The following is a 20,738-nucleotide window of genomic DNA, read 5'->3' as shown; positions in this document are numbered from 1 at the left end:
AAGGGAGGCGCACGTGCGCTTCAGACACAGAGCCGCGGCCCTGCTCGCGACCCTCGCACTCCCCCTCACCGGACTCGTCGCCCTCGCCGCCCCCGCCCAGGCGGCCACCGCCGCGACCGCCACCTACACCAAGGCCTCGGACTGGGGCACCGGCTTCGAGGGCAAGTGGACGGTGAAGAACACCGGCACCACCTCCCTCAGCTCCTGGACCGTCGAGTGGGACTTCCCCTCCGGCACCTCCGTCACCTCCGCCTGGGACGCCGACGTCACCTCCTCGGGCACCCACTGGACCGCCAGGAACAAGTCCTGGAACGGCACCCTCGCCCCCGGCGCCTCGGTCTCCTTCGGCTTCAACGGCACCGGCACCGGCTCCCCCACCGCCTGCAAGCTCAACGGCGGCTCCTGCGACGGCACCTCCGTCCCGGGCGACGCCGCCCCCTCCGCCCCCGGCACCCCCACCGCCTCGGACATCACCGACACCTCGGTGAGACTGTCCTGGTCGGCGGCGACCGACGACAAGGGGATCAAGAACTACGACGTCCTGCGCGACGGCGCTAAAGTCGCCACGGTGACGGGCACCACCTACAGCGACACCGGCCTCACCAAGGGCACCGCCTACTCCTACAGCGTCCAGGCGCGCGACACCGCCGACCAGACCGGCCCGGCCGGCGGCTCGGTCAAGGTCACCACCACCGGCGGCGGCTCCACCGACCCGGGCACCCCGGCCGGCAAGGTCAACCTCGGCTACTTCGCCGAGTGGGGCGTCTACGGCCGCAACTACCACGTCAAGAACCTGGTGACCTCCGGCTCCGCCGAGAAGATCACCCACATCAACTACGCGTTCGGCAACGTCAAGAACGGCCAGTGCACGGTCGACGACACCTTCGCCGCGTACGAGAAGTCCTACACCGCCGACCAGTCCGTCAGCGGCACCGCCGACACCTGGGACCAGCCGCTGCGCGGCAACTTCAACCAGCTGCGCCAGCTGAAGGCGAAGTACCCGCACATCAAGATCCTGTACTCCTTCGGCGGCTGGACCTACTCCGGCGGCTTCGGGCAGGCCGCGCAGAACCCGGCCGCGTTCGCCGCGTCCTGCAAGGCCGTCGTGGAGGACCCGCGCTGGGCCGACGTCTTCGACGGCATCGACATCGACTGGGAGTACCCGAACGCCTGCGGCCTGACCTGCGACACCTCGGGCGCCGCCGCCTTCAGGAACCTCAGCCAGGCGCTGCGCTCGGAGTTCGGCGACGACTACCTGATCACCGCCGCGATCACCGGCGACGGCTCCTCCGGCGGCAAGCTGGACGCGGCCGACTACGGCGGCGCCGCGCAGTACCTCGACTGGTACAACGTGATGACCTACGACTACTTCGGCGCCTGGGCCACCACCGGCCCGACCGCCCCGCACTCCCCGCTGACCTCGTACTCCGGCATCCCGACCGCCGGCTTCGACAGCGCGGACGCGATCGCCAAGCTCAAGGCCAAGGGCGTCCCGTCCGCCAAGCTGCTGCTCGGCATCGGCTTCTACGGCCGCGGCTGGAGCGGCGTCACCCAGTCCGCCCCCGGCGGCACGGCGACCGGCGCGGCCCCCGGCACCTACGAGGCCGGCATCGAGGACTACAAGGTCCTGAAGAACTCCTGTCCGGCCACCGGCACCGTCGCCGGCACGGCGTACGCGCACTGCGGCACCCAGTGGTGGTCCTACGACACCCCGTCGACGATCGCCGGGAAGATGAGCTGGGCCAAGGAGCAGGGGCTGGGCGGCGCGTTCTTCTGGGAGTTCAGCGGCGACACGAGCAACGGCGAACTGGTGAGCGCGATCAGCAACGGACTCCGGTAAAGGCCCCGCCGAGCGGCACCGACGCTCCCCCGGACCCTGTCCGGGGGACCCCACGCGGCGAGTGAGTGCGGCTACGCCACATTCACTCGCTGTCCGGGCGGGGCCGCCTCCAGCCACGCGAGGAATCCGGTCAGCGCGTCCTCGCTCATCGCCAGCTCCAGCCGGGTCCCGCGGTGCACGCACGCGAGGACCACGGCGTCGGAGAGCAGGGCCAGCTCCTCCTCCCCGTCGGGGAAGCGGCGGCCGGCCACCTCGATCGAGCCCCGTTCCAGGACGCGGCGCGGACGGGGGGAGTACGAGAAGACGCGGTACCACTCCACGCGGTCACCGTTGTAGCGGCAGACGCCGTAGGCCCAGCCCTTGCCGTTGCCGTCGCCCTCCTCGGGGGCGTCCCAGCGCAGGGAGCAGTCGAAGGTGCCGCCCGAGCGCTGGATCAGCCGGCGGCGCAGGCCGAAGACGAAGAGTCCCACCACCACGACGGCGATGACGATTCCGCACACGGTCAGAGCGAGGACCACCGGCACCGACCTCCTCGTCTCCTAGGTAACGGAACGTAAAAACATCCACATCTGCCTCAGCCGCGGCCGGGTCCGGATCGCTCCGGTCCCAGCCGCGGCTGAGTCACGTCATAGCACGGCGCCCAGGTTCAGCGCGCCGACGCCGCCCGCAGTCGGACGTCCGCGCGGCGCTCGGCGGAGGCGTCGCCCTCCGCCTTGGCGCGCTCCAGTTCCCGCTCCGCGCGCTGGACGTCGATCTCGTCCGACAGCTCGGCGATCTCGGCCAGCAGCGACAGCTTGTCGTCGGCGAACGAGATGAAACCGCCGTGCACCGCCGCGACGACGGTCCCGCCGTCACTCGTACGGATGGTCACCGGGCCCGACTCCAGCACACCGAGCAGCGGCTGGTGACCGGGCATGACGCCGATGTCGCCGGACGTGGTGCGCGCGACGACCAGGGTGGCCTCGCCGGACCAGACCTCTCGGTCGGCCGCGACCAGCGCGACGTGCAGCTCAGCAGCCAAGGGTGGCTCCTCGGGTCACCACCCGGCGGGTGTGCCGGGTGTTGGTTACAAGTCTAAGGGGCGTGAGTGAGGGGGCGGGACGCGCCCGCCCCCTCACTCGTTCACTCACGCGGCAGCCGGGGTCAGGAGACGCCCAGCTCCTTCGCGTTCTTCTTCAGGTCCTCGATACCACCGCACATGAAGAACGCCTGCTCGGGGAAGTGGTCGTACTCACCGTCGCAGATCGCGTTGAACGCGGCGATCGACTCGTCCAGCGGCACGTCGGAGCCGTCCACGCCGGTGAACTGCTTGGCGACGTGGGTGTTCTGGGACAGGAAGCGCTCCACGCGGCGGGCACGCTGGACGACCAGCTTGTCCTCCTCGCCGAGCTCGTCGATGCCGAGGATCGCGATGATGTCCTGCAGGTCCTTGTACTTCTGCAGGATGTTCTTCACGCGCATGGCCGCGTCGTAGTGGTCCTGCGCGATGTAGCGCGGGTCCAGGATGCGGGACGTGGAGTCCAGCGGGTCGACGGCCGGGTAGATGCCCTTCTCCGAGATCGGACGGGAGAGCACCGTCGTCGCGTCGAGGTGGGCGAAGGTGGTGGCCGGGGCCGGGTCGGTCAGGTCGTCCGCGGGGACGTAGATCGCCTGCATCGAGGTGATCGAGTGACCGCGGGTCGAGGTGATGCGCTCCTGGAGGAGACCCATCTCGTCGGCCAGGTTCGGCTGGTAGCCCACCGCGGAGGGCATGCGGCCGAGCAGGGTCGAGACCTCGGAGCCGGCCTGCGTGAAGCGGAAGATGTTGTCGATGAAGAACAGCACGTCCTGCTTCTGGACGTCACGGAAGTACTCGGCCATGGTCAGGCCGGCCAGCGCGACGCGCAGACGGGTGCCCGGCGGCTCGTCCATCTGACCGAAGACCAGCGCGGTCTTGTCGATGACGCCGGACTCGCTCATCTCGTCGATGAGGTCGTTGCCCTCACGGGTGCGCTCACCGACACCGGCGAACACGGAGACACCGTCGTGGTTGTTGGCGACGCGGTAGATCATCTCCTGGATGAGCACCGTCTTGCCGACGCCGGCGCCGCCGAACAGACCGATCTTGCCGCCCTTGACGTACGGGGTCAGCAGGTCGATGACCTTGACGCCGGTCTCGAACATCTCGGTCTTCGACTCGAGCTCGTCGAAGTTCGGGGCCTTGCGGTGGATGGACCAGCGCTCGCCCGAGTACTTCTCGTCGACGTTCAGCACCTCACCGAGGGTGTTGAACACCTTGCCCTTGGTGAAGTCGCCGACCGGGACGGTGATGCCGTCGCCGGTGTCCACGACCGGGGCCTGGCGGACCAGGCCGTCGGTGGGCTGCATGGAGATGGTGCGGACCAGGCCGTCACCCAGATGCTGGGCGACCTCCAGGGTCAGCGTCTTCTTCTCGCCCTCGTTCGCCGGGTCGGCGACCTCGACGTGCAGGGCGTTGTAGATCTCCGGCATCGCGTCGACGGGGAACTCCACGTCGACGACCGGGCCGATGACCCGGGCGACGCGGCCCGTGGCAACGGCCGTCTCAACAGTGGTCGTCATTACTTGTCACTCCCCGCGGTCGCGTCGGCCAGGGCGCTGGCGCCACCGACGATCTCGCTGATTTCCTGGGTGATTTCGGCCTGGCGGGCCGCGTTGGCAAGTCGGGAGAGCGTGTTGATCAGCTCGCCCGCGTTGTCGGTCGCCGACTTCATCGCGCGCCGCGTGGCGGCGTGCTTGGAGGCGGCCGACTGGAGCAGCGCGTTGTAGATACGGCTCTCGACGTACCGCGGCAGCAGGGCGTCGAGGACGTCCTCGGCCGACGGCTCGAAGTCGTACAGCGGAAGGATCTCGTCCTTCGGCTTCTCGGCCACCTCGTCGAGACGCAGCGGCAGCAGCTGGCCGCCGACCGCCGTCTGCGTCATCATCGAGACGAACTCCGTGTAGACGATGTGGAGTTCGTCCACGCCGCCGTCCGCGGTGTCCTTCTCGATGGCCTCGATCAGCGGCGCCGCGACCTTCTTGGCGTCCGCGTACGTCGGCTCGTCGGTGAAGCCGGTGAACGACTCCGCGATGGCGCGCTCACGGAAGTTGTAGTGGGCGACACCCCGGCGGCCGACGACGTAGACGACGACCTCCTTGCCCTCGCGCTCCAGCCGCTCGGTGAGCTGCTCCGCCTGCTTGATGGCGTTGGAGTTGAAGGCACCGGCCAGCCCGCGGTCGCTCGTCAGCAGCAACACCGCGGAACGGGTGACCGTCTCGGCCTGGGTGGTCAGCGGGTGCTTGGTGTTCGAACCCGTACCGACCGCCGTGACCGCGCGGGTGAGCTCGGTCGCGTACGGCGTGGAGGCCGCCACCTTGCGCTGCGCCTTGACGACGCGCGAGGCGGCGATCATCTCCATCGCCTTCGTGATCTTCTTGGTCGCGGTGACGGATCGGATGCGACGCTTGTAGACCCGGAGCTGGGCTCCCATGAGTCAGGTCCCTTCCTTACGTCACTTGGCGGAGGCGGCCGGAGCGTCCTCGCCGAGCAGCTTGCCGTCCGAGGTCTCGAACTGCTTCTTGAACTCCGCGACGGCGTCGCCGACGGCCTGCAGGGTGTCGTCCGACATCTTGCCGCCCTCGCGGATGGAGGTCATGAGGCCCTGCTCCTTGCGGTGCAGGTACTCCAGGAGCTCCTTCTCGAAGCGGCGGATGTCGGCGACCGGCACGTCGTCCATGCGGCCGGTGGTGCCGGCCCAGACGGAGACGACCTGGTCCTCGGTGGACATCGGCTCGTACTGGTTCTGCTTGAGCAGCTCGACCATGCGCTGGCCGCGCTCCAGCTGCGCCTTGGACGCGGCGTCCAGGTCCGAACCGAAGGCGGCGAACGCCTCCAGCTCACGGAACTGGGCGAGGTCCACGCGCAGCCGGCCGGAGACCTGCTTCATCGCCTTGTGCTGCGCGGAACCGCCGACTCGGGAGACGGAGATACCGACGTTCAGCGCGGGGCGCTGACCGGCGTTGAAGAGGTCCGACTCCAGGAAGCACTGGCCGTCGGTGATGGAGATGACGTTGGTCGGGATGAACGCCGAGACGTCGTTGGCCTTGGTCTCGACGATCGGCAGACCGGTCATCGAGCCGGCCCCCATGTCGTCGGAGAGCTTGGCGCAGCGCTCCAGCAGACGGGAGTGCAGGTAGAAGACGTCACCCGGGTAGGCCTCGCGGCCCGGCGGGCGGCGCAGCAGCAGGGAGACGGCGCGGTAGGCGTCGGCCTGCTTCGACAGGTCGTCGAAGATGATCAGGACGTGCTTGCCCTCGTACATCCACTGCTGGCCGATGGCCGAGCCGGTGTACGGCGCGAGGTACTTGAAGCCGGCCGGGTCGGAGGCCGGGGCGGCGACGATGGTCGTGTACTCCAGCGCGCCGTTCTCCTCCAGCGCGCGGCGGACCGACGCGATGGTGGAGCCCTTCTGGCCGATGGCGACGTAGATGCAGCGGACCTGCTTCTTCGGGTCGCCCGAGCGCCAGTTGTCGCGCTGGTTGATGATCGTGTCGACGGCCAGGGCGGTCTTGCCGGTCTGGCGGTCGCCGATGATCAGCTGACGCTGGCCGCGGCCGACCGGCGTCATGGCGTCGACGGCCTTGTAGCCGGTCTCCATCGGCTCGTGCACCGACTTGCGCTGCATGACCGTGGGGGCCTGCAGTTCGAGGGCGCGGCGACCGGACGTCTCGATCTCGCCGAGGCCGTCGATCGGGTTGCCGAGGGGGTCGACCACGCGGCCGAGGTAGCCCTCGCCGACCGCGACGGAGAGGACCTCTCCGGTGCGGGTGACCGGCTGGCCCTCCTCGATGCCGCTGAACTCACCGAGGACGATGGCACCGATCTCGCGCTCTTCGAGGTTGAGCGCGAGGCCGAGGGTGCCGTCCTCGAACTTCAGCAGTTCGTTGGCCATGGCCGAGGGAAGACCCTCGACCCTCGCGATGCCGTCGCCGGCAAGGGTGACCGTACCGACCTCCTCGCGCGAGGCCGCGTCCGGCTTGTACGACTGGACGAAGGTCTCCAGTGCGTCCCGGATCTCCTCCGGCCGGATCGTGAGCTCCGCCATCTGGGTTCCCTGCTCTCCTTGTTGGGCCCGAAGTTTCACTTTGGGGGGATGGGGACTCCCCCCCGAAAGAGGTGAATCCTCTGCACGGCCCAACCGGGCCGTAGGTACACGTACGTACTGCTCGTACTGCTGGTACTGCTGTGAAGTTGCTGTTCAGCCCGCCAGGCGGCGGCCGGCCTCGGCGAGGCGGTCGGCGATGGAGCCGTTGATGACCTCGTCACCGACCTGCACCTGGATCCCGCCGAGGACCTCGGGGTCCACGTCGAGGTTGAGGTGCATCGGGCGGCCGTAGAGCTTCGCGAGGGCGGCGCCGAGGCGCTGCTTCTGCGGGTCGCTCAGCGGGACCGCCGAGGTGACGACGGCGACCACGCGGTTGCGGCGGTCGGCGGCGAGCTTGGACAGGGACTCGAGGCCCGTCTCCAGGCTACGTCCTCGCGCCGCGGTCACAAGGCGCGTGACCAGCCGTTCCGTGACCGGCTTGGCCCGGCCCCCGAGCAGGCTGCGCAGCAGCGCCGTCTTGGCCGGGGCGGTGGCCTTGCGGTCGGTCAGCGCGGCCCGCAGCTCCGTGCTGGAGGAGACGATCCGCCCGAACCGGAACAGCTCGTCCTCGACGTCGTCGAGGGTGCCGTTCTTCTCCGCGGCGGTCAGGTCGGCGGTGTCCGCCAGTTCCTCCAGGGCGTCCACCAGGTCACGCGACTGCGACCAGCGGGAGCGCACCAGGCCGGCCACCAGGTCGGCGGCGGTGCCGCTGACCTGGGTGCCGAGGAGACGCTGCACCAGCTGGGCCTTGGCCTCGCCGGTCTGCGCCGGGTCGGTGAGGACCCGGCGCAGGCCCACCTCGCGGTGGAGCAGCGCGGTGACGGAGGCCAGCTCGTCGGCGAGCGAGCCGGCGTCCACGGACGTGGAGTCCGTCAGCGCGTCGAGACGCTCGCGTGCGGCGGCCAGGGCCTCGCGGCTCGCTCCGTTCATCGGGTCGCCTCGGCCTTCTCCTCGAGGTCGTCGAGGAAGCGGTCGATGACGCGGCTCTGGCGGGCGTGGTCCTCGAGGGACTCGCCGACCAGCTTGCCGGCCAGCTCCGTGGCGAGCTTGCCGACGTCCTGCCGCAGCGCGGACGCGGCGGCCTTGCGGTCGGCCTCGATCTGGGCGTGACCGGCGGCGATGATCTCCTCACGCTGCCGCTGGCCTTCCGCGCGCATCTCGGCGATGAGCGTGGCGCCCTGCTCCTGCGCCTCCTGGCGCAGGCGCGCGGCCTCGTGCCGGGCTTCGGCGAGCTGGGCCTTGTACTGCTCGAGGACGCTCTGGGCCTCGGTCTGCGCGGCCTCGGCCTTCTCGATACCGCCCTCGATGGCCTCACGACGCTCGTCCAGAACCTTGTTGATGTTCGGGAGGAGCTTCTTGGCGAGGAAGCCGAAGACGATGACGAAGGCGATCAGGCCGATGACGAGCTCCGGCCACGGCGGGATGAGGGGGTTCTCCTTCTCACCCTCAGCCGCCAGGAAAACCAGGGCGGGGTTCACATCAGTGCCTTTCGTCGAAGAAGTCGGTCGTCAGGCCGTCTTAGTAGACGAACGGCATGACGAGGCCGATCAGGGCGAGCGCCTCACAGAAGGCGAAACCCAGGATCTGGTTGGCGCGGATCAGGCCGGCCGCCTCGGGCTGGCGGGCGAGGGCCTGGGTGCCGTTGCCGAAGATGATGCCGACGCCGACGCCGGGGCCGATGGCGGCCAGGCCGTAACCAACGGAGCTGAGCGAACCTTCGACAGCGGCAAGGGTGTTGGACATGCCAGTTCTTCCTTTTCTTTACGGACCGGTGGGGGTTGGCCACCGGACGGCTGGGGCGGGCCGGGACGCTCAGTGGTGCTCGGCGAGCGCGCCCTGGATGTAGGAGCAGGTCAGCAGGACGAAGACGTAGGCCTGGACTGCCTGGATGAAGAGCTCGAAGGCGGTCATGACGATGGTCATGACGAACGAGACACCGGAGTAGGCGATGCCGACGCCGTTCAGCATGTACCAGGTGGCGATCGTGAACAGCACCAGCAGGGTGTGGCCGGCGAACATGTTCGCGAAGAGCCGGACGGCGTGGGTGAACGGGCGGACGATCAGGTTCGAGAAGAACTCGATCGTCATGGCCAGCGGGAGCACCGCGCCGAGGGACTTGTCGTAACCGGTGACGTTCTTGAAGAAGCCGACGAAGCCGTGCCTCTTGAAGGTGAGCGAGACCCACAGGATGTAGACGATCGCGGCCAGGACCATCGGGTAGGCGATGATCGACGTGACCGGGAACTGGGCGACCGGGATGACCGACCAGAGGTTCATCATCCAGACGAAGAAGAACAGGGAGACGACCAGCGGAACGTACTTCTCGCCCTCCCGCTTGCCGATGGTCTCGTAGACCACGCCGCGGCGGATGAAGTCGTAGCCGGCCTCGGCGACCATCTGGAGCTTGCCCGGGACGACCTTCGGACGGGCGAAGGCGGCCCAGAAGAACCCGACGATGATGACCGAGCCGAGCAACGCCAGCAGCATCGGCTTGTTGAAGTAGAAGCCGCCGCCGTCCGCGTCGCCCATGAGCGGCTCGAACAGGAACGAGTGCAGGCCCGGAGAGACTGTGTCGAAGCCACACCCGTCGAAGAGGTGGCAGTCGGTCTCGAAGGCGAGCACCTGCGTCGGGTCAGCACTCACCGCGGGCTCCTTCATCGTGGCGCATGGGTACGGCAACCTCGTTGTGTCGGCGCGGCACGGGGCCGCGGTTCGGCACGGGACTGGTGTAACGGATGTGGGGGCGGCTGTGGGGCATCTCGCCTCGCGAATGAGCAGGCGTCAGCTGGGATGCCCGCGCCCGCGATGCCGCAGTTGGCACCGGACGATAGCAGGACTTCACATGCCTCTTTATCCCGGCCCTACCCCTCACGACGAGTGCCCCGTCTTCTGGGACCTGTCGTCCGCCGAATCCGGTTCGACGTAGAGGATCTTGGCCTTCATGTGCGCGCGGGTCTGGGTCGCGATCCACACGAGGGTGCCGACAACCAAGGTGATCGCGAAAGACCGGGGGTTGAACAGCGACGTGTTCTTGAACGCGGCGAGGAAGATGAACAACAGCAGGATCTGTGCCGCGTAGAGCATCAGGCCCATCGCCTGGAAAAGGTGCGGGAGCGATGCGGCCGTGCGCTGCAGGACGTACAGACCGATCCCCATGAAGAGGATCACCACCAGCGTCGCGACGACCGCCCCGACCGCCCCCTCGCCGCCGGCGAGCACGCCACTGACGACGGCGGCGACGGCGCCGACGGCAGCGGTGGGCACAGCGGCCTGGAGCAGGATCCGGACGTCGTTGGAGGGCATGGCGGCAGCTCCGCTTTTCACAGGGGGCAGGGTGTCGTCATGGACGAGCGTAGTCCCGGGCCGAGTGGGGTCCTCGCGGCCGATAAACCGTCGCAGTGCGGCCCTTCGGCTCTATCCGGGAGTTCTCGTGAACCGTATCACAAACTATTTGATGAGGTCTTTACCTGAGCGTGTGCTCACTGTCACACATGAGGGTGACGGCGCGCGTTTGTGTAAATCCGGTACCCATTTGTCTGGTAATGGGGAGCTTCGCTCCCCCACGAGTTGGCAATGCTCTAGTCAGATTCTTACCTTGGCAGCCGCGATCGGGGGCCGACGGCCGTCGCGCCGTTGACACCGGAGACACCCGCCAGCACCCGGCCGTCCTCCCCCTCGCCGCCTTCCGGCTCCGCGCCGGCGGCCGGGGCGCCCACCGCCCGACGCCGGTACCGCGGCGGCACGATGCGCTGCGCCCACAGCGGGGCGCGCGGCGTGAACCTGGGCATGAGCAGCAGTCCGAGCCCGACCGCGCTGAGGAACACCACACCCAGCACGATCCACATGGACGCCGAGTTCACCGAGTAGGCGAGGGCGCCGAAGGCGATGAGCGCGGACCAGAAGTACATGATGAGGACGGCCCGGCTGTGCGAGTGCCCGACCTCCAGGAGCCGGTGGTGCAGGTGCCCCCGGTCGGCGGCGAACGGCGACTGGCCGCGCCAGGTGCGCCGCACGATCGCCAGGATCAGGTCGGCGGCCGGGATGGCGATGATGGTCAGTGGCATCAGCAGCGGGATGTAGACCGGCACCATCTGGTGCACGGTGTTGCGCTCGGAGCCGGAGAACAGGCTCAGCGCGTCCGGGTCGACCTGTCCCGTCACCGAGATCGCGCCGGCCGCCAGCACCAGGCCGATCAGCATCGAGCCGGAGTCGCCCATGAAGATCCGCGCCGGGTGCATGTTGTGCGGCAGGAAGCCCACGCACATGCCCATCAGGATCGCCGCGAACAGCGAGGCGGGGGCGGCGGCCTCGATGCCGTACGAGTACCAGATCCGGTAGGCGTACATGAAGAACGCCGCCGCCGCGATGCACACCATGCCGGCGGCCAGTCCGTCCAGCCCGTCCACGAAGTTGACCGCGTTGATGGTGATGACGACCAGGGCGACGGTCAGCAGGGTGCCCTGCCACTGGGTCAGCGCCACGTTGCCGACACCCGGGATGGGCAGCCACAGGATCGTCAGACCCTGCACCACCATCACACCGGCGGCGATCATCTGGGCGCCCAGCTTGATCAGGGCGTCGATCTCGAACTTGTCGTCCAGGACGCCGATCAGCCAGATCACGGCCGCGCCCGACAGCAGCGCCCGCGGCTCGTTGGAGGTCTCGAAGACCTCGTTGAGGTTGGTGAGGTGGTCGGCGACCAGCATGCCCGCGCACAGGCCGAAGAACATGGCGATACCGCCGAGCCGCGGAGTGGGCTCCCGGTGCACGTCCCGGGCCCGGATCTCCGGCATCGCCCCCGCCACGATCGCGAACTTCCGCACCGGCCCTGTGAGCAGATACGTCACCGCGGCCGTGATGCAGAGCGTCAGGAGGTATTCACGCACGGGCTTCCCCACAGGTCTCGCTGGCCATTCCAGGCCCATACCCTAGCGATGCGCGCATGCGGGTGAGGACTTCCGGATAGCGACGATGGTCGCACGGGTGGCTGTGCTCCGGTGGGCGCCTCCCCCGCTTTTCACGGATACGGCGGGAACGCAGCGGCCAGATCGCGCGCCTCCTCACGGGCCCGGACGGCCCGCGTGGCGCCCGTGAGCACCCCGGCCAGCAGCCTGGCGACGGTCTGCATCTCGCCCTCCCGCATGCCCTGCGTGGTCAGCGCGGCGGTGCCCAGCCGCAGGCCACGGGCGTCGGCGGCCACGCCGGGCGCCGCCGTGCCGTGCGGCAGGGCGCAGCAGTCCAGGACCATGCCCGCCGCCGCGAGGCGGGCCCTGGCGGTGCGCCCGTCGACACCGAGCGGGGCCGGGTCGGCGGTCACCATGTGGGTGTCCGTGCCGCCGGTGATCACCACCAGGCCCTCGGCGGCCAGCCGGCCGGCGAGCACCCGGGCGTTGGCGACGACCTGCCGGGCGTACGCCGCGAAGGCCTCGGTCGCCGCCTCGCCGAAGGCGACCGCCTTGGCGGCGACGGTGTGCATCTGGGCGCCCCCTTGCGTGAACGGGAAGACGGCCCGGTCCACCCGCTCGGCCAGTTCGCTCCCGCACAGCAGCATGCCGCCGCGCGGTCCGCGCAGCACCTTGTGGGTGGTGGCGCAGACGATGTCGGCGTACGGCACCGGGCTGGGCGCCACTCCCCCGGCGACCAGCCCGATGGGGTGCGCGGCGTCCGCGATGAGGTAGGCGCCCACCTCGTCGGCGGCCTCGCGGAAGGCGGCCCAGTCGAGGTGGCGGGGGTAGGAGATCGAGCCGCACACGATCGCCTTGGGCCGGTGGGCGCGGGCCAGGGCGCGCACCTGGTCGTGGTCGACGAGGCCGGTCTCCGCGTCCACGCCGTAGCCGACGAAGTCGAACCAGCGGCCGGAGAAGTTGGCGGGCGCCCCGTGGGTGAGGTGGCCGCCGTGCGGCAGGCCGAGGGCGAGGACGGTGTCCCCGGGGCGCAGCAGCGCCGCGTAGGCGGCCAGGACGGCGGAGGAGCCGGAGTGGGCCTGCACATTGGCGTGCGCGGCGCCGAACAGCGCCGTGGCCCGCTCGACGGCGAGCCGCTCGGCGAGGTCGACCAGTTCGCAGCCGCCGTGGTGCCGGGCGCCCGGGTAGCCCTCGGCGTACTTGTTGGCGAGCGGGGAGCCGAGCGCGGCCAGCACGGCCGGCGAGGTGAAGTTCTCGGCGGCGGTCAGCTGGAGGGTGGTCTCCTGCCGCCGGCGCTCGGCGAGCAGGATCTCGGCCAGCTCGGGGTCCTGCCGGCCGATGACGTCGGCCTCGTGGTGCGGGGGGTGGGTGACCGACATGGCGCACTCCGGACAGGTCAGGACGTGGTCAGTGGGGCTGACTCCGTCCAATGTAGGCCCGCCGGCCCGGTATGCCCGGTATATGCGGTTGTCGGCGCGTGGTCGTCAGGTCCGGGCGGGCACGCCGGTCAGGGCGGTGACCACCGGGTCGAGCGCCTGGTGTATCTCGTCCCCGATCGACCGGAAGAACGGCAGCGGCGCCCCGTAGGGGTCGTGGACCTCGTCCGCCTCGGCGGTCGGGGCCAGCAGCCACCCGCGCAGCGCCGCCGCGGCCCGGACCAGGGCGCGGGCGCGGGTGACCAGCCCCTCCTCCAGCGAGGGCAGGGTGGCCGGGTCGATGGCGTTCACCAGGCGGGTGAACTCCTTCAGCGTGAAGGTGCGCAGGCCCGCGGAGTGGCCCATGGAGATGACCTGGGCGCGGTGGTCGCGGGTCGCGGTGAGCACCAGGTCGGCGCGGATGACGTGCTCGTCGAGCAGCTCGCGGCCGGTGAAGCCGGTGGCGTCCGCGCCGAAGTCGGCCAGCACGGCCTCGGCGTTGGCCTCCATCGGGGCGCCCTCGTGCCCCCAGGTGCCCGCGCTCTCCACGACGAGCCCGCCGCCCAGGATGCCGAGCCGCTCCGTCACGAAGTGCCGGGTCAGCCGCTCGGTGATGGGCGAGCGGCACACGTTGCCGGTGCTGACGTGGAGGATGCGGAAGCTGTCGCGCGGCAGGCCGACGAAGGTGGTCGTCTGCTCGTTGATACCGCCTATGCCACGCCCCGCCTCAGGGGCCGTCAATTCGCCACCTCGAGGTCGGGTACGACCTTCCTCAGCTCCTCGGCCGACAGCGCGCCGGCCCGCAGCAGCAACGGGACCTCGCGGGTGACGTCGACGATGGAGGACGGGACGTTGCCGGGGGTGGGGCCGCCGTCCAGGTAGACGGAGACGGAGTCGCCGAGCATCCGCTGGGCGGCGTCGCAGTCCTCCGGCGCCGGGTGGCCGGTGAGGTTGGCGGAGGAGACGGCCATCGGCCCGAACTCGGTGAGCAGCTCGATGGCGACCGGGTGCAGCGGCATGCGCACGGCGACGGTGCCCCGGGTGTCGCCGAGGTCCCACTGGAGGGACGGCTGGTGCTTGGCGACCAGGGTGAGCGCGCCCGGCCAGAAGGCGTCGACCAGCTCCCAGGCCAGCTCGGAGAAGTCGGTGACCAGGCCGTGCAGGGTGTTCGGGGAGCCGATCAGCACGGGCGAGGGCATGTTGCGGCCCCGGCCCTTGGCCTCCAGCAGGTCGCCGACGGCCTCCGAGGAGAAGGCGTCGGCGCCGACGCCGTACACGGTGTCCGTCGGCAGCACCACCAGCTCGCCACGGCGGACCGCGGACGCGGCCTCACGCAGACCCGTCACGCGGTCGGTCGCGTCATTGGTGTCGTATCGCCGTGCCATGTCTAGCGGTCCTCCTCGTACACGTACTGCGAGATAGAAGTGTCGGGACCGGTCACGGCAGCGCCTTGCGGGCGGTCGCGAACCGGGGGCGGTTGTTGAGGTCGGGGTGGTCGGCCGCGTCGGCCCAGCCCCGCTCCTCGGTGAAGATCCAGGGCACCTGGCCGCCCTGGGTGTCGGCGTGCTCGACGACGACCACGCCGCCGGGCCGCAGCAGCCGGTGCGCGGTGCGCTCCAGGCCGCGGATCAGGTCGAGGCCGTCCTCGCCGGAGAACAGGGCCAGCTCGGGATCGTGGTCGCGGGCCTCGGGGGCGACGTACTCCCACTCGGTGAGCGGGATGTAGGGCGGGTTGGAGACCACCAGGTCGACCTGGCCGTCGAGGTCGGGGAAGGCGGTCAGGGCGTCGCCCTGGCGCAGGTCGACCCGGGACCCCGCCATGTTCTTGCGCGTCCACACCAGGGCCTCCTCGCTCAGTTCCACGGCGTGCACGCGGGAGCGCGGCACCTCCTGGGCGAGGGCGAGCGCGATGGCGCCGGTGCCGGTGCACAGGTCGACGATGCAGGGCTCGACGACGTCCATGGCGCGTACGGCGTCTATGGCCCAGCCGACGACGGACTCGGTCTCCGGACGCGGCACGAACACCCCGGGCCCCACCTGGAGCTCCAGGTAGCGGAAGTAGGCGCGTCCGGTGATGTGCTGGAGCGGCTCACGGGCCTCGCGCCGGGCGACGACCTCCCAGTACCGGGCGTCGAAGTCCGCGTCCTTGACGGTGTGCAGCTCGCTCCGCTTCACGCCGTGCAGATACGCGGCGAGCTCCTCCGCGTCGGTGCGCGGCGAGGGCACGCCGGCGTCGGCCAGCCGCATGGTGGCCTGGGCCACCTCCGCGAGCAGCAGGTTCACGCTGGTCCTCCGAAGCTGAGCTGGGGTCCGGTGCTGGTTCAGGCGGCCGCGAGCTTGGCGGCCGAGTCCGCGTCGACGCACGCCTGGATCACCGCGTCGAGGTCGCCGTCCAGGACCTGGTCGAGGTTGTACGCCTTGAAGCCGACGCGGTGGTCCGAGATGCGGTTCTCCGGGAAGTTGTACGTACGGATCTTCTCGGAGCGGTCGACGGTGCGGACCTGGCTGCGGCGGGCGTCGGCGGCCTCCTTCTCCGCCTCCTCCTGCGCCGCGGCGAGCAGCCTGGAGCGCAGGATACGCATCGCCTGCTCCTTGTTCTGCAGCTGGCTCTTCTCGTTCTGGCAGGAGGCGACGACGCCGGTCGGCAGGTGCGTGATGCGCACCGCGGAGTCGGTGGTGTTCACGGACTGCCCGCCGGGCCCGGAGGAGCGGTAGACGTCGATGCGCAGGTCGTTGGGGTTGATCTCGACGTCGATCTCCTCGGCCTCGGGGGTGACCAGGACGCCGGCGGCGGAGGTGTGGATGCGGCCCTGGGACTCGGTGGCCGGCACGCGCTGCACGCGGTGCACGCCGCCCTCGTACTTCAGCCGGGCCCAGACGCCCTGCCCGGGCTCGGTGGCGCCCTGGCCGCCCTTGGTCTTCACGGCGACCTGGACGTCCTTGTAGCCGCCCAGCTCGGACTCGGTGGAGTCGATGATCTCGGTCTTCCAGCCGACCCGCTCGGCGTACCGCAGGTACATGCGCAGCAGGTCGCCCGCGAAGAGGGCGGACTCGTCGCCGCCGGCGCCCGCCTTGATCTCCAGGATGACGTCCTTGTCGTCGCTGGGGTCGCGCGGGACGAGCAGCAGCCGCAGCTTCTCGGTCAGCTCCTCGCGCCGCTTCTCCAGCTCCTTGACCTCGGCGGCGAAGTCCGGGTCGTCGGCGGCGAACTCGCGCGCGGTCTCGATGTCGTCGCCGGTCTGCTTCCAGGAGCGGAACGTGGCGACGATCGGGGTCAGCTCGGCGTACCGCTTGTTCAGCTTGCGCGCGTTGGCCTGGTCGGAGTGGACCGACGGGTCGGCGAGCTTCTTCTCCAGGTCGGCGTGCTCGGCGACGAGTTCCTCGACGGCCTCGAACATCTTGGGCTCCTGCTACTGCGGGTGAAGGGGAAAGGCGGGCGACCAAAAACGCCGGTCCCGGCGCGTCCGGTGCGGGACGCGGCCGTGGACCGGCGGTTCGGGGCTCGCTACTTCTTGGAGCCGGCGGCAGCCTTGCCGAAGCGGGCCTCGAAGCGGGCCACGCGGCCACCGGTGTCGAGGATCTTCTGCTTGCCCGTGTAGAACGGGTGGCACTCGGAGCAGACCTCGGCCCGGATGGTGCCGGACTCGATGGTGCTGCGGGTGGTGAACGACGCGCCGCAGGTGCAGCTGACCTGCGTCTCGACGTACTCGGGGTGGATGTCGCGCTTCAAGGTGTCTCCTAGGTTCGGGAGGGCGCCGGGTCGCTGCCGCGGGATGCGGGGGCGTGAACCGGAGCCGACGTACCAGTCTGCCAGGACTGGGGCCATCCCCCAAAACCGGGGACGGTGCCGGGATATTCCGGGGCCGCTAACCGCCGCTGACGACGCCCGCGGCGCCGCCGGCGGCCGTGCCCTCGGTCGCCGCCTCGGGGATCGCCTCGTCGCTCTTGAGAGCGTTCCAGACCTGCTGCGCCTTGGTCTCGTCCACCAGGACCCGGTTGCCGTCGGCGGGGTCGTACTGGACCGGCATCGTGACCATGTTCATGCTGGCCGGGGTGATGTCCTTCAGGCCGGCGGCGAAGGACACCAGCTTGTTGACCGAGCCGAGGCCGGAGTCGGTGGTCACCGTCTTGGTGGCGGTGTCGGCGAGGCCGAGGAGTTTCTTGGGGCTGGTGAGGACGCCGATGTCCTTGACCTGGTCGACCAGGGCCTTGAGGAACGCCTGCTGGAGCTGGATGCGCCCGAGGTCGGAGCCGTCGCCGACGCCGTGCCGGGTGCGGACCAGGCCGAGGGCCTGCTCGCCGTCGAGGGTGTGGGTGCCGGCCTTCAGGTCGAGGTGGCTGTCGGGGTCGGAGATGTCCTGGGTGGTGGTGATCTCGACGCCGCCGAGCTCGTCGATGAGCTGCTGGAAGCCGCTGAAGTCGACCTCCAGGTAGTGGTCCATGCGCAGACCGCTGATCGACTCGACGGTCTTGACGGCGCAGGCGGCGCCGCCGGTGGCGTACGCGGAGTTGAACATCACGCCGCTGGCGGCGTCGTGCACCGTGCCGGAGGCGTCGGTGCACTCGGGGCGGTCGACGAGGGTGTCGCGCGGGATGGAGACCACGCCGGCCTTCTGGTGGCCCTCCTGGACGTGCACGACCATCGCGGTGTCGGAGCGGGCGGTGCCGTCGTCGGTGCCGCCGCCGACCTCGTCGTTGCCGTCGGCGCGGGTGTCGGAGCCGAGGACGAGGATGTTCTGGGAGCCGTTGTCGGCCTTGGCGGGCCGCTCGGTGCCGAGGGCCTGGTCGATGTCGACGCTCTTGAGGTTGCCGTTCAGCTTGAAGTAGAGGTAGCCGGCGCCGCTGCCGCCCAGGACGACGATGCCCGCCGTGGTCCAGGCCGCGACCAGCAGGCCCCTGCGCCGTCCGCCGCGGGACTTGCGGCGGCGGTCCTTGGCCCGGTGGCGCGGCCCGCTGGCGCCGGCCTCCTGCGGTATGCCGGGTTCCGGCGTGCGCTCGGCAGACATGTGCTCCTCGGCTCTCGTACGGCGGCGGTACCCCCCGCTGTCGGCGCCGGATCGGCTCCACGGCACCATCGTCGCTCCGTTCGGCCGGACGGAGGAACCCGGGACAGGGTCGCACGGAGCGCTGTGCGCGAGCTGTGGCTTCCTGGTGACTTTCTGTGTTCGGACTTGTCCGGAAGTCCGCCACTCGCCTTGCTTTTCGCCCTTTGACGGGCGTTTTCGACCGCCCGGGTGGACACCCCCGTGTGGGAAAGGTCTCCTCCATGCGTGAAGGCCGCTCCCCGTGCTGCGGGAGCGGCCTTCACGGCTGGACGGTCGGACGGCGTCAGTCGCCGTTGCCGGGCGCCGGGGTCGTCTTCTGGATCTGGAGCAGGAACTCGGCGTTCGACTTGGTCTGCTTCATCTTGTCGAGGAGCAGCTCGATCGCCTGCTGGGAGTCGAGCGCGTGCAGCACCCGGCGCAGCTTCCAGACGATGCCCAGTTCCTCGCCGCCGAGCAGGATCTCCTCCTTGCGGGTGCCGGACGCGTCGACGTCCACCGCGGGGAAGATGCGCTTGTCGGCGAGCTTCCGGTCGAGCTTGAGCTCCATGTTGCCGGTGCCCTTGAACTCCTCGAAGATCACCTCGTCCATGCGGGACCCGGTGTCGACCAGCGCGGTGGCGAGGATGGTCAGCGAGCCGCCGTCCTCGATATTGCGCGCGGCGCCGAAGAAGCGCTTGGGCGGGTACAGGGCGGTGGAGTCGACACCACCGGAGAGGATGCGGCCGGAGGCCGGGGCGGCGAGGTTGTACGCGCGGCCCAGACGGGTGATCGAGTCGAGCAGCACGACGACGTCGTGACCCAGCTCCACCAGGCGCTTGGCGCGCTCGATGGCCAGCTCGGCGACGGTGGTGTGGTCCTCGGCCGGACGGTCGAAGGTCGAGGAGATGACCTCGCCCTTGACCGACCGCTGCATGTCGGTGACCTCTTCGGGACGCTCGTCGACGAGGACGACCATCAGGTGGCACTCGGGGTTGTTGTGCGTGATCGCGTTGGCGACCGCCTGCATGATCATGGTCTTGCCGGTCTTCGGCGGGGCCACGATCAGACCGCGCTGGCCCTTGCCGATCGGCGACACGAGGTCGATGATCCGCGTGGTCAGCACGCCCGGGTCGGTCTCCAGGCGGAGCCGGTCCTGCGGGTACAGCGGGGTGAGCTTGTTGAACTCCGGCCGTCCGCGGCCGTGTTCGGGCGCCATGCCGTTGACGGAGTCGAGGCGGACCAGCGCGTTGAACTTCTCGCGCCGCTCGCCCTCCTTCGGCTGGCGGACCGCGCCGGTGATGTGGTCGCCCTTGCGCAGGCCGTTCTTGCGGACCTGGGCGAGGGAGACGTACACGTCGTTGGGGCCCGGCAGGTAGCCGGAGGTGCGGATGAACGCGTAGTTGTCGAGGATGTCGAGGATGCCCGCGACCGGGATCAGGACGTCGTCCTCGGTGATCTGCGGCTCGGAGGCCATGTCGTCGCGTCCGCGACGGCCCCGGCGGTCGCGGTAGCGTCCGCGCCGGCCGCGCCGGCCGCCCTCGAAATCGTCGTCGTCCTGCGGACCGTTGTTGCGGTCCTGGCGGCCGCCCTGCTGCTGGCGCTGCTGGCCGCCGCCCTGGTTCTGCTGGTCGTCGCCCTTGCCCCGGCGGTCGCGGTCGCGGTCCCGGCCGCGCTCGCGGCGGTCGCGGCGGCGGCCCTCGCCGCCGTCGGCGTCGGACCGGCCGTCGCCCTGGTGCTGCTGACCGCCCTGGTTCTGGTTCTGCTGCGACCGGTCGGACGCGGTGTCCTTGGGCTCGGTCCTGGTCTCGGCGGCGACCGTCTCGGCCGCGGCGGCCGGGCTGCCGGCGTCGGCGGTGGCGCGGCGCCGGCCGCGGCCGGCGGGGGCCTCGTCGGCGGCGGGCTGCCCCGGGATCTCGATCTGCTGCTGGGACGACGCGGCCTTCTCGGCGGAGTCGGTGGCCCTGGCCGCCTTCTTCTCGGCCTTGTCGGCCTTGTCCGGCTTGCCGGCGGCGGAGCCCTCCTCGCCCGTACGGGTCCGGGAGGTGGCGCGGCGCTTCGGCTTGCTCTCGCCGGCGCCGTCCACGGCCTTGGCGGGAGCCCCGCCCGAGGCCTGCGCTTCCCTGATGACCTCGATCAGCTGGCTCTTGCGCATCCGCGCGGTGCCCCTGATGCCCAGGCCGGAGGCGACCTGCTGCAGCTCGGCCAGCACCATGCCCTCGAGGCCGGTACCGCGGCGCCGCCGGGAGCCGGCACCGCTGGCAGGCGCGGAGGCGTCCGTGGCGGGCGCGGCAGCGGTCTCCTCGACACGTGCGCCCATCAGATCGGTGGTGTCGCTCACGAAGGGTCCTTCCCTGGAGCGGACGTCGGCCTGTCTGGCTCGGCGACCGGTTGTGCTGTCCGGCTTCGGTCCT

The 20,738-nt window shown here is 70.3% G+C and carries 20 protein-coding genes; 1 reads left to right on the top strand and 19 read right to left on the bottom strand.

Annotated features, from left to right (window positions below; translation table 11 throughout):
- Nucleotides 1–13: 13 nt before the first annotated feature.
- Nucleotides 14–1,840, top strand: a complete 1,827-nt coding sequence (locus tag ACY1JF_RS19185) for a glycosyl hydrolase family 18 protein (RefSeq protein WP_462706371.1) — start codon at nt 14–16, stop codon at nt 1,838–1,840.
- Nucleotides 1,841–1,911: 71 nt separating this feature from the next.
- Here the strand turns inward: ACY1JF_RS19185 and ACY1JF_RS19180 are convergent, their stop codons facing one another.
- The 19 genes from ACY1JF_RS19180 to rho all read right to left on the bottom strand — a co-directional run bounded on the left by ACY1JF_RS19180 (nt 1,912) and on the right by rho (nt 20,665).
- Nucleotides 1,912–2,358 (bottom strand): DUF2550 domain-containing protein, encoded by a 447-nt coding sequence (locus tag ACY1JF_RS19180; protein WP_462706370.1) that lies wholly within the window; start codon nt 2,356–2,358, stop codon nt 1,912–1,914.
- Nucleotides 2,359–2,486: 128 nt separating this feature from the next.
- The gene (locus tag ACY1JF_RS19175) at nt 2,487–2,861 is read right to left on the bottom strand and encodes a F0F1 ATP synthase subunit epsilon (protein ID WP_189414930.1); all 375 of its coding nucleotides are present in this window, start codon (nt 2,859–2,861) and stop codon (nt 2,487–2,489) included.
- Nucleotides 2,862–2,983: 122 nt separating this feature from the next.
- On the bottom strand, nt 2,984–4,420 hold the full coding sequence (gene atpD, locus ACY1JF_RS19170; protein WP_462706369.1) for a F0F1 ATP synthase subunit beta: 1,437 nt from the start codon (nt 4,418–4,420) through the stop codon (nt 2,984–2,986).
- Nucleotides 4,420–5,331: a F0F1 ATP synthase subunit gamma gene (locus ACY1JF_RS19165; RefSeq protein WP_462706368.1), complete on the bottom strand. Its 912-nt coding sequence runs from the start codon at nt 5,329–5,331 to the stop codon at nt 4,420–4,422. The genes atpD and ACY1JF_RS19165 overlap by 1 nt, the downstream gene beginning before the upstream one ends.
- Before the next feature lie 21 nt (nt 5,332–5,352).
- Nucleotides 5,353–6,945 (bottom strand): F0F1 ATP synthase subunit alpha, encoded by a 1,593-nt coding sequence (gene atpA, locus ACY1JF_RS19160; RefSeq protein ID WP_462706367.1) that lies wholly within the window; start codon nt 6,943–6,945, stop codon nt 5,353–5,355.
- 153 nt (nt 6,946–7,098) lie between these two features.
- Nucleotides 7,099–7,914: a F0F1 ATP synthase subunit delta gene (locus tag ACY1JF_RS19155; protein ID WP_462706366.1), complete on the bottom strand. Its 816-nt coding sequence runs from the start codon at nt 7,912–7,914 to the stop codon at nt 7,099–7,101.
- Nucleotides 7,911–8,462, bottom strand: a complete 552-nt coding sequence (locus ACY1JF_RS19150) for a F0F1 ATP synthase subunit B (RefSeq protein WP_215165680.1) — start codon at nt 8,460–8,462, stop codon at nt 7,911–7,913. Before ACY1JF_RS19150 ends, ACY1JF_RS19155 begins: the two co-directional genes overlap by 4 nt.
- Nucleotides 8,463–8,502: 40 nt before the next feature.
- Nucleotides 8,503–8,727, bottom strand: coding sequence for an ATP synthase F0 subunit C (gene atpE / locus ACY1JF_RS19145; protein ID WP_215165679.1), 225 nt, complete (start codon nt 8,725–8,727; stop codon nt 8,503–8,505).
- Between the two features lie 69 nt (nt 8,728–8,796).
- Nucleotides 8,797–9,642 carry a F0F1 ATP synthase subunit A gene (atpB, locus tag ACY1JF_RS19140; RefSeq protein WP_462706365.1) on the bottom strand — a complete coding sequence of 282 codons (846 nt, stop codon included), beginning with the start codon at nt 9,640–9,642 and terminating at the stop codon, nt 8,797–8,799.
- 210 nt (nt 9,643–9,852) lie between these two features.
- Nucleotides 9,853–10,287, bottom strand: coding sequence for a hypothetical protein (locus ACY1JF_RS19135; protein ID WP_462706364.1), 435 nt, complete (start codon nt 10,285–10,287; stop codon nt 9,853–9,855).
- Between the two features lie 287 nt (nt 10,288–10,574).
- Nucleotides 10,575–11,870: an MraY family glycosyltransferase gene (locus ACY1JF_RS19130; RefSeq protein ID WP_462706363.1), complete on the bottom strand. Its 1,296-nt coding sequence runs from the start codon at nt 11,868–11,870 to the stop codon at nt 10,575–10,577.
- A 131-nt stretch (nt 11,871–12,001) separates the two neighbouring features.
- Complete coding sequence (locus tag ACY1JF_RS19125; RefSeq protein ID WP_462706362.1) at nt 12,002–13,267, bottom strand: serine hydroxymethyltransferase; 1,266 nt, start codon at nt 13,265–13,267, stop codon at nt 12,002–12,004.
- Nucleotides 13,268–13,372: 105 nt separating this feature from the next.
- Nucleotides 13,373–14,044, bottom strand: coding sequence for an arsenate reductase/protein-tyrosine-phosphatase family protein (locus tag ACY1JF_RS19120; RefSeq protein WP_462706361.1), 672 nt, complete (start codon nt 14,042–14,044; stop codon nt 13,373–13,375).
- Entirely contained in the window at nt 14,041–14,688 is a 648-nt protein-coding gene (locus ACY1JF_RS19115) for an L-threonylcarbamoyladenylate synthase (protein ID WP_462706360.1), read from the bottom strand. Before ACY1JF_RS19115 ends, ACY1JF_RS19120 begins: the two co-directional genes overlap by 4 nt.
- A gap of 52 nt (nt 14,689–14,740) precedes the next feature.
- Nucleotides 14,741–15,586: a peptide chain release factor N(5)-glutamine methyltransferase gene (gene prmC, locus ACY1JF_RS19110; protein WP_462706359.1), complete on the bottom strand. Its 846-nt coding sequence runs from the start codon at nt 15,584–15,586 to the stop codon at nt 14,741–14,743.
- Between the two features lie 38 nt (nt 15,587–15,624).
- On the bottom strand, nt 15,625–16,701 hold the full coding sequence (gene prfA / locus ACY1JF_RS19105) for a peptide chain release factor 1 (RefSeq protein ID WP_462706358.1): 1,077 nt from the start codon (nt 16,699–16,701) through the stop codon (nt 15,625–15,627).
- A 107-nt stretch (nt 16,702–16,808) separates the two neighbouring features.
- Nucleotides 16,809–17,033, bottom strand: coding sequence for a 50S ribosomal protein L31 (gene rpmE, locus ACY1JF_RS19100; RefSeq protein WP_019326867.1), 225 nt, complete (start codon nt 17,031–17,033; stop codon nt 16,809–16,811).
- Nucleotides 17,034–17,169: 136 nt separating this feature from the next.
- Nucleotides 17,170–18,309 (bottom strand): LCP family protein, encoded by a 1,140-nt coding sequence (locus tag ACY1JF_RS19095; protein WP_462706357.1) that lies wholly within the window; start codon nt 18,307–18,309, stop codon nt 17,170–17,172.
- Between the two features lie 322 nt (nt 18,310–18,631).
- The gene (gene rho, locus ACY1JF_RS19090) at nt 18,632–20,665 is read right to left on the bottom strand and encodes a transcription termination factor Rho (protein WP_462706356.1); all 2,034 of its coding nucleotides are present in this window, start codon (nt 20,663–20,665) and stop codon (nt 18,632–18,634) included.
- Nucleotides 20,666–20,738: the final 73 nt, after the last annotated feature.

Source organism: Streptomyces sp. SYSU D01066-1 (assembly GCF_054956795.1).
Note: the sequence above shows the minus strand (reverse complement) of the source record. Positions and strands in the feature narration are given on the sequence as shown.

Coding starts and splice junctions, on each gene's coding strand:
- atpD (WP_462706369.1), bottom strand. CDS start 4,420: ATGACGACCACTGTTGAGACGGCCGTTGCCACGGGCCGCGTCGCCCGG.
- ACY1JF_RS19165 (WP_462706368.1), bottom strand. CDS start 5,331: ATGGGAGCCCAGCTCCGGGTCTACAAGCGTCGCATCCGATCCGTCACC.
- atpA (WP_462706367.1), bottom strand. CDS start 6,945: ATGGCGGAGCTCACGATCCGGCCGGAGGAGATCCGGGACGCACTGGAG.
- ACY1JF_RS19155 (WP_462706366.1), bottom strand. CDS start 7,914: ATGAACGGAGCGAGCCGCGAGGCCCTGGCCGCCGCACGCGAGCGTCTC.
- atpE (WP_215165679.1), bottom strand. CDS start 8,727: ATGTCCAACACCCTTGCCGCTGTCGAAGGTTCGCTCAGCTCCGTTGGT.
- atpB (WP_462706365.1), bottom strand. CDS start 9,642: ATGAAGGAGCCCGCGGTGAGTGCTGACCCGACGCAGGTGCTCGCCTTC.
- ACY1JF_RS19135 (WP_462706364.1), bottom strand. CDS start 10,287: ATGCCCTCCAACGACGTCCGGATCCTGCTCCAGGCCGCTGTGCCCACC.
- ACY1JF_RS19125 (WP_462706362.1), bottom strand. CDS start 13,267: ATGTCGGTCACCCACCCCCCGCACCACGAGGCCGACGTCATCGGCCGG.
- ACY1JF_RS19115 (WP_462706360.1), bottom strand. CDS start 14,688: ATGGCACGGCGATACGACACCAATGACGCGACCGACCGCGTGACGGGT.
- prfA (WP_462706358.1), bottom strand. CDS start 16,701: ATGTTCGAGGCCGTCGAGGAACTCGTCGCCGAGCACGCCGACCTGGAG.
- ACY1JF_RS19095 (WP_462706357.1), bottom strand. CDS start 18,309: ATGTCTGCCGAGCGCACGCCGGAACCCGGCATACCGCAGGAGGCCGGC.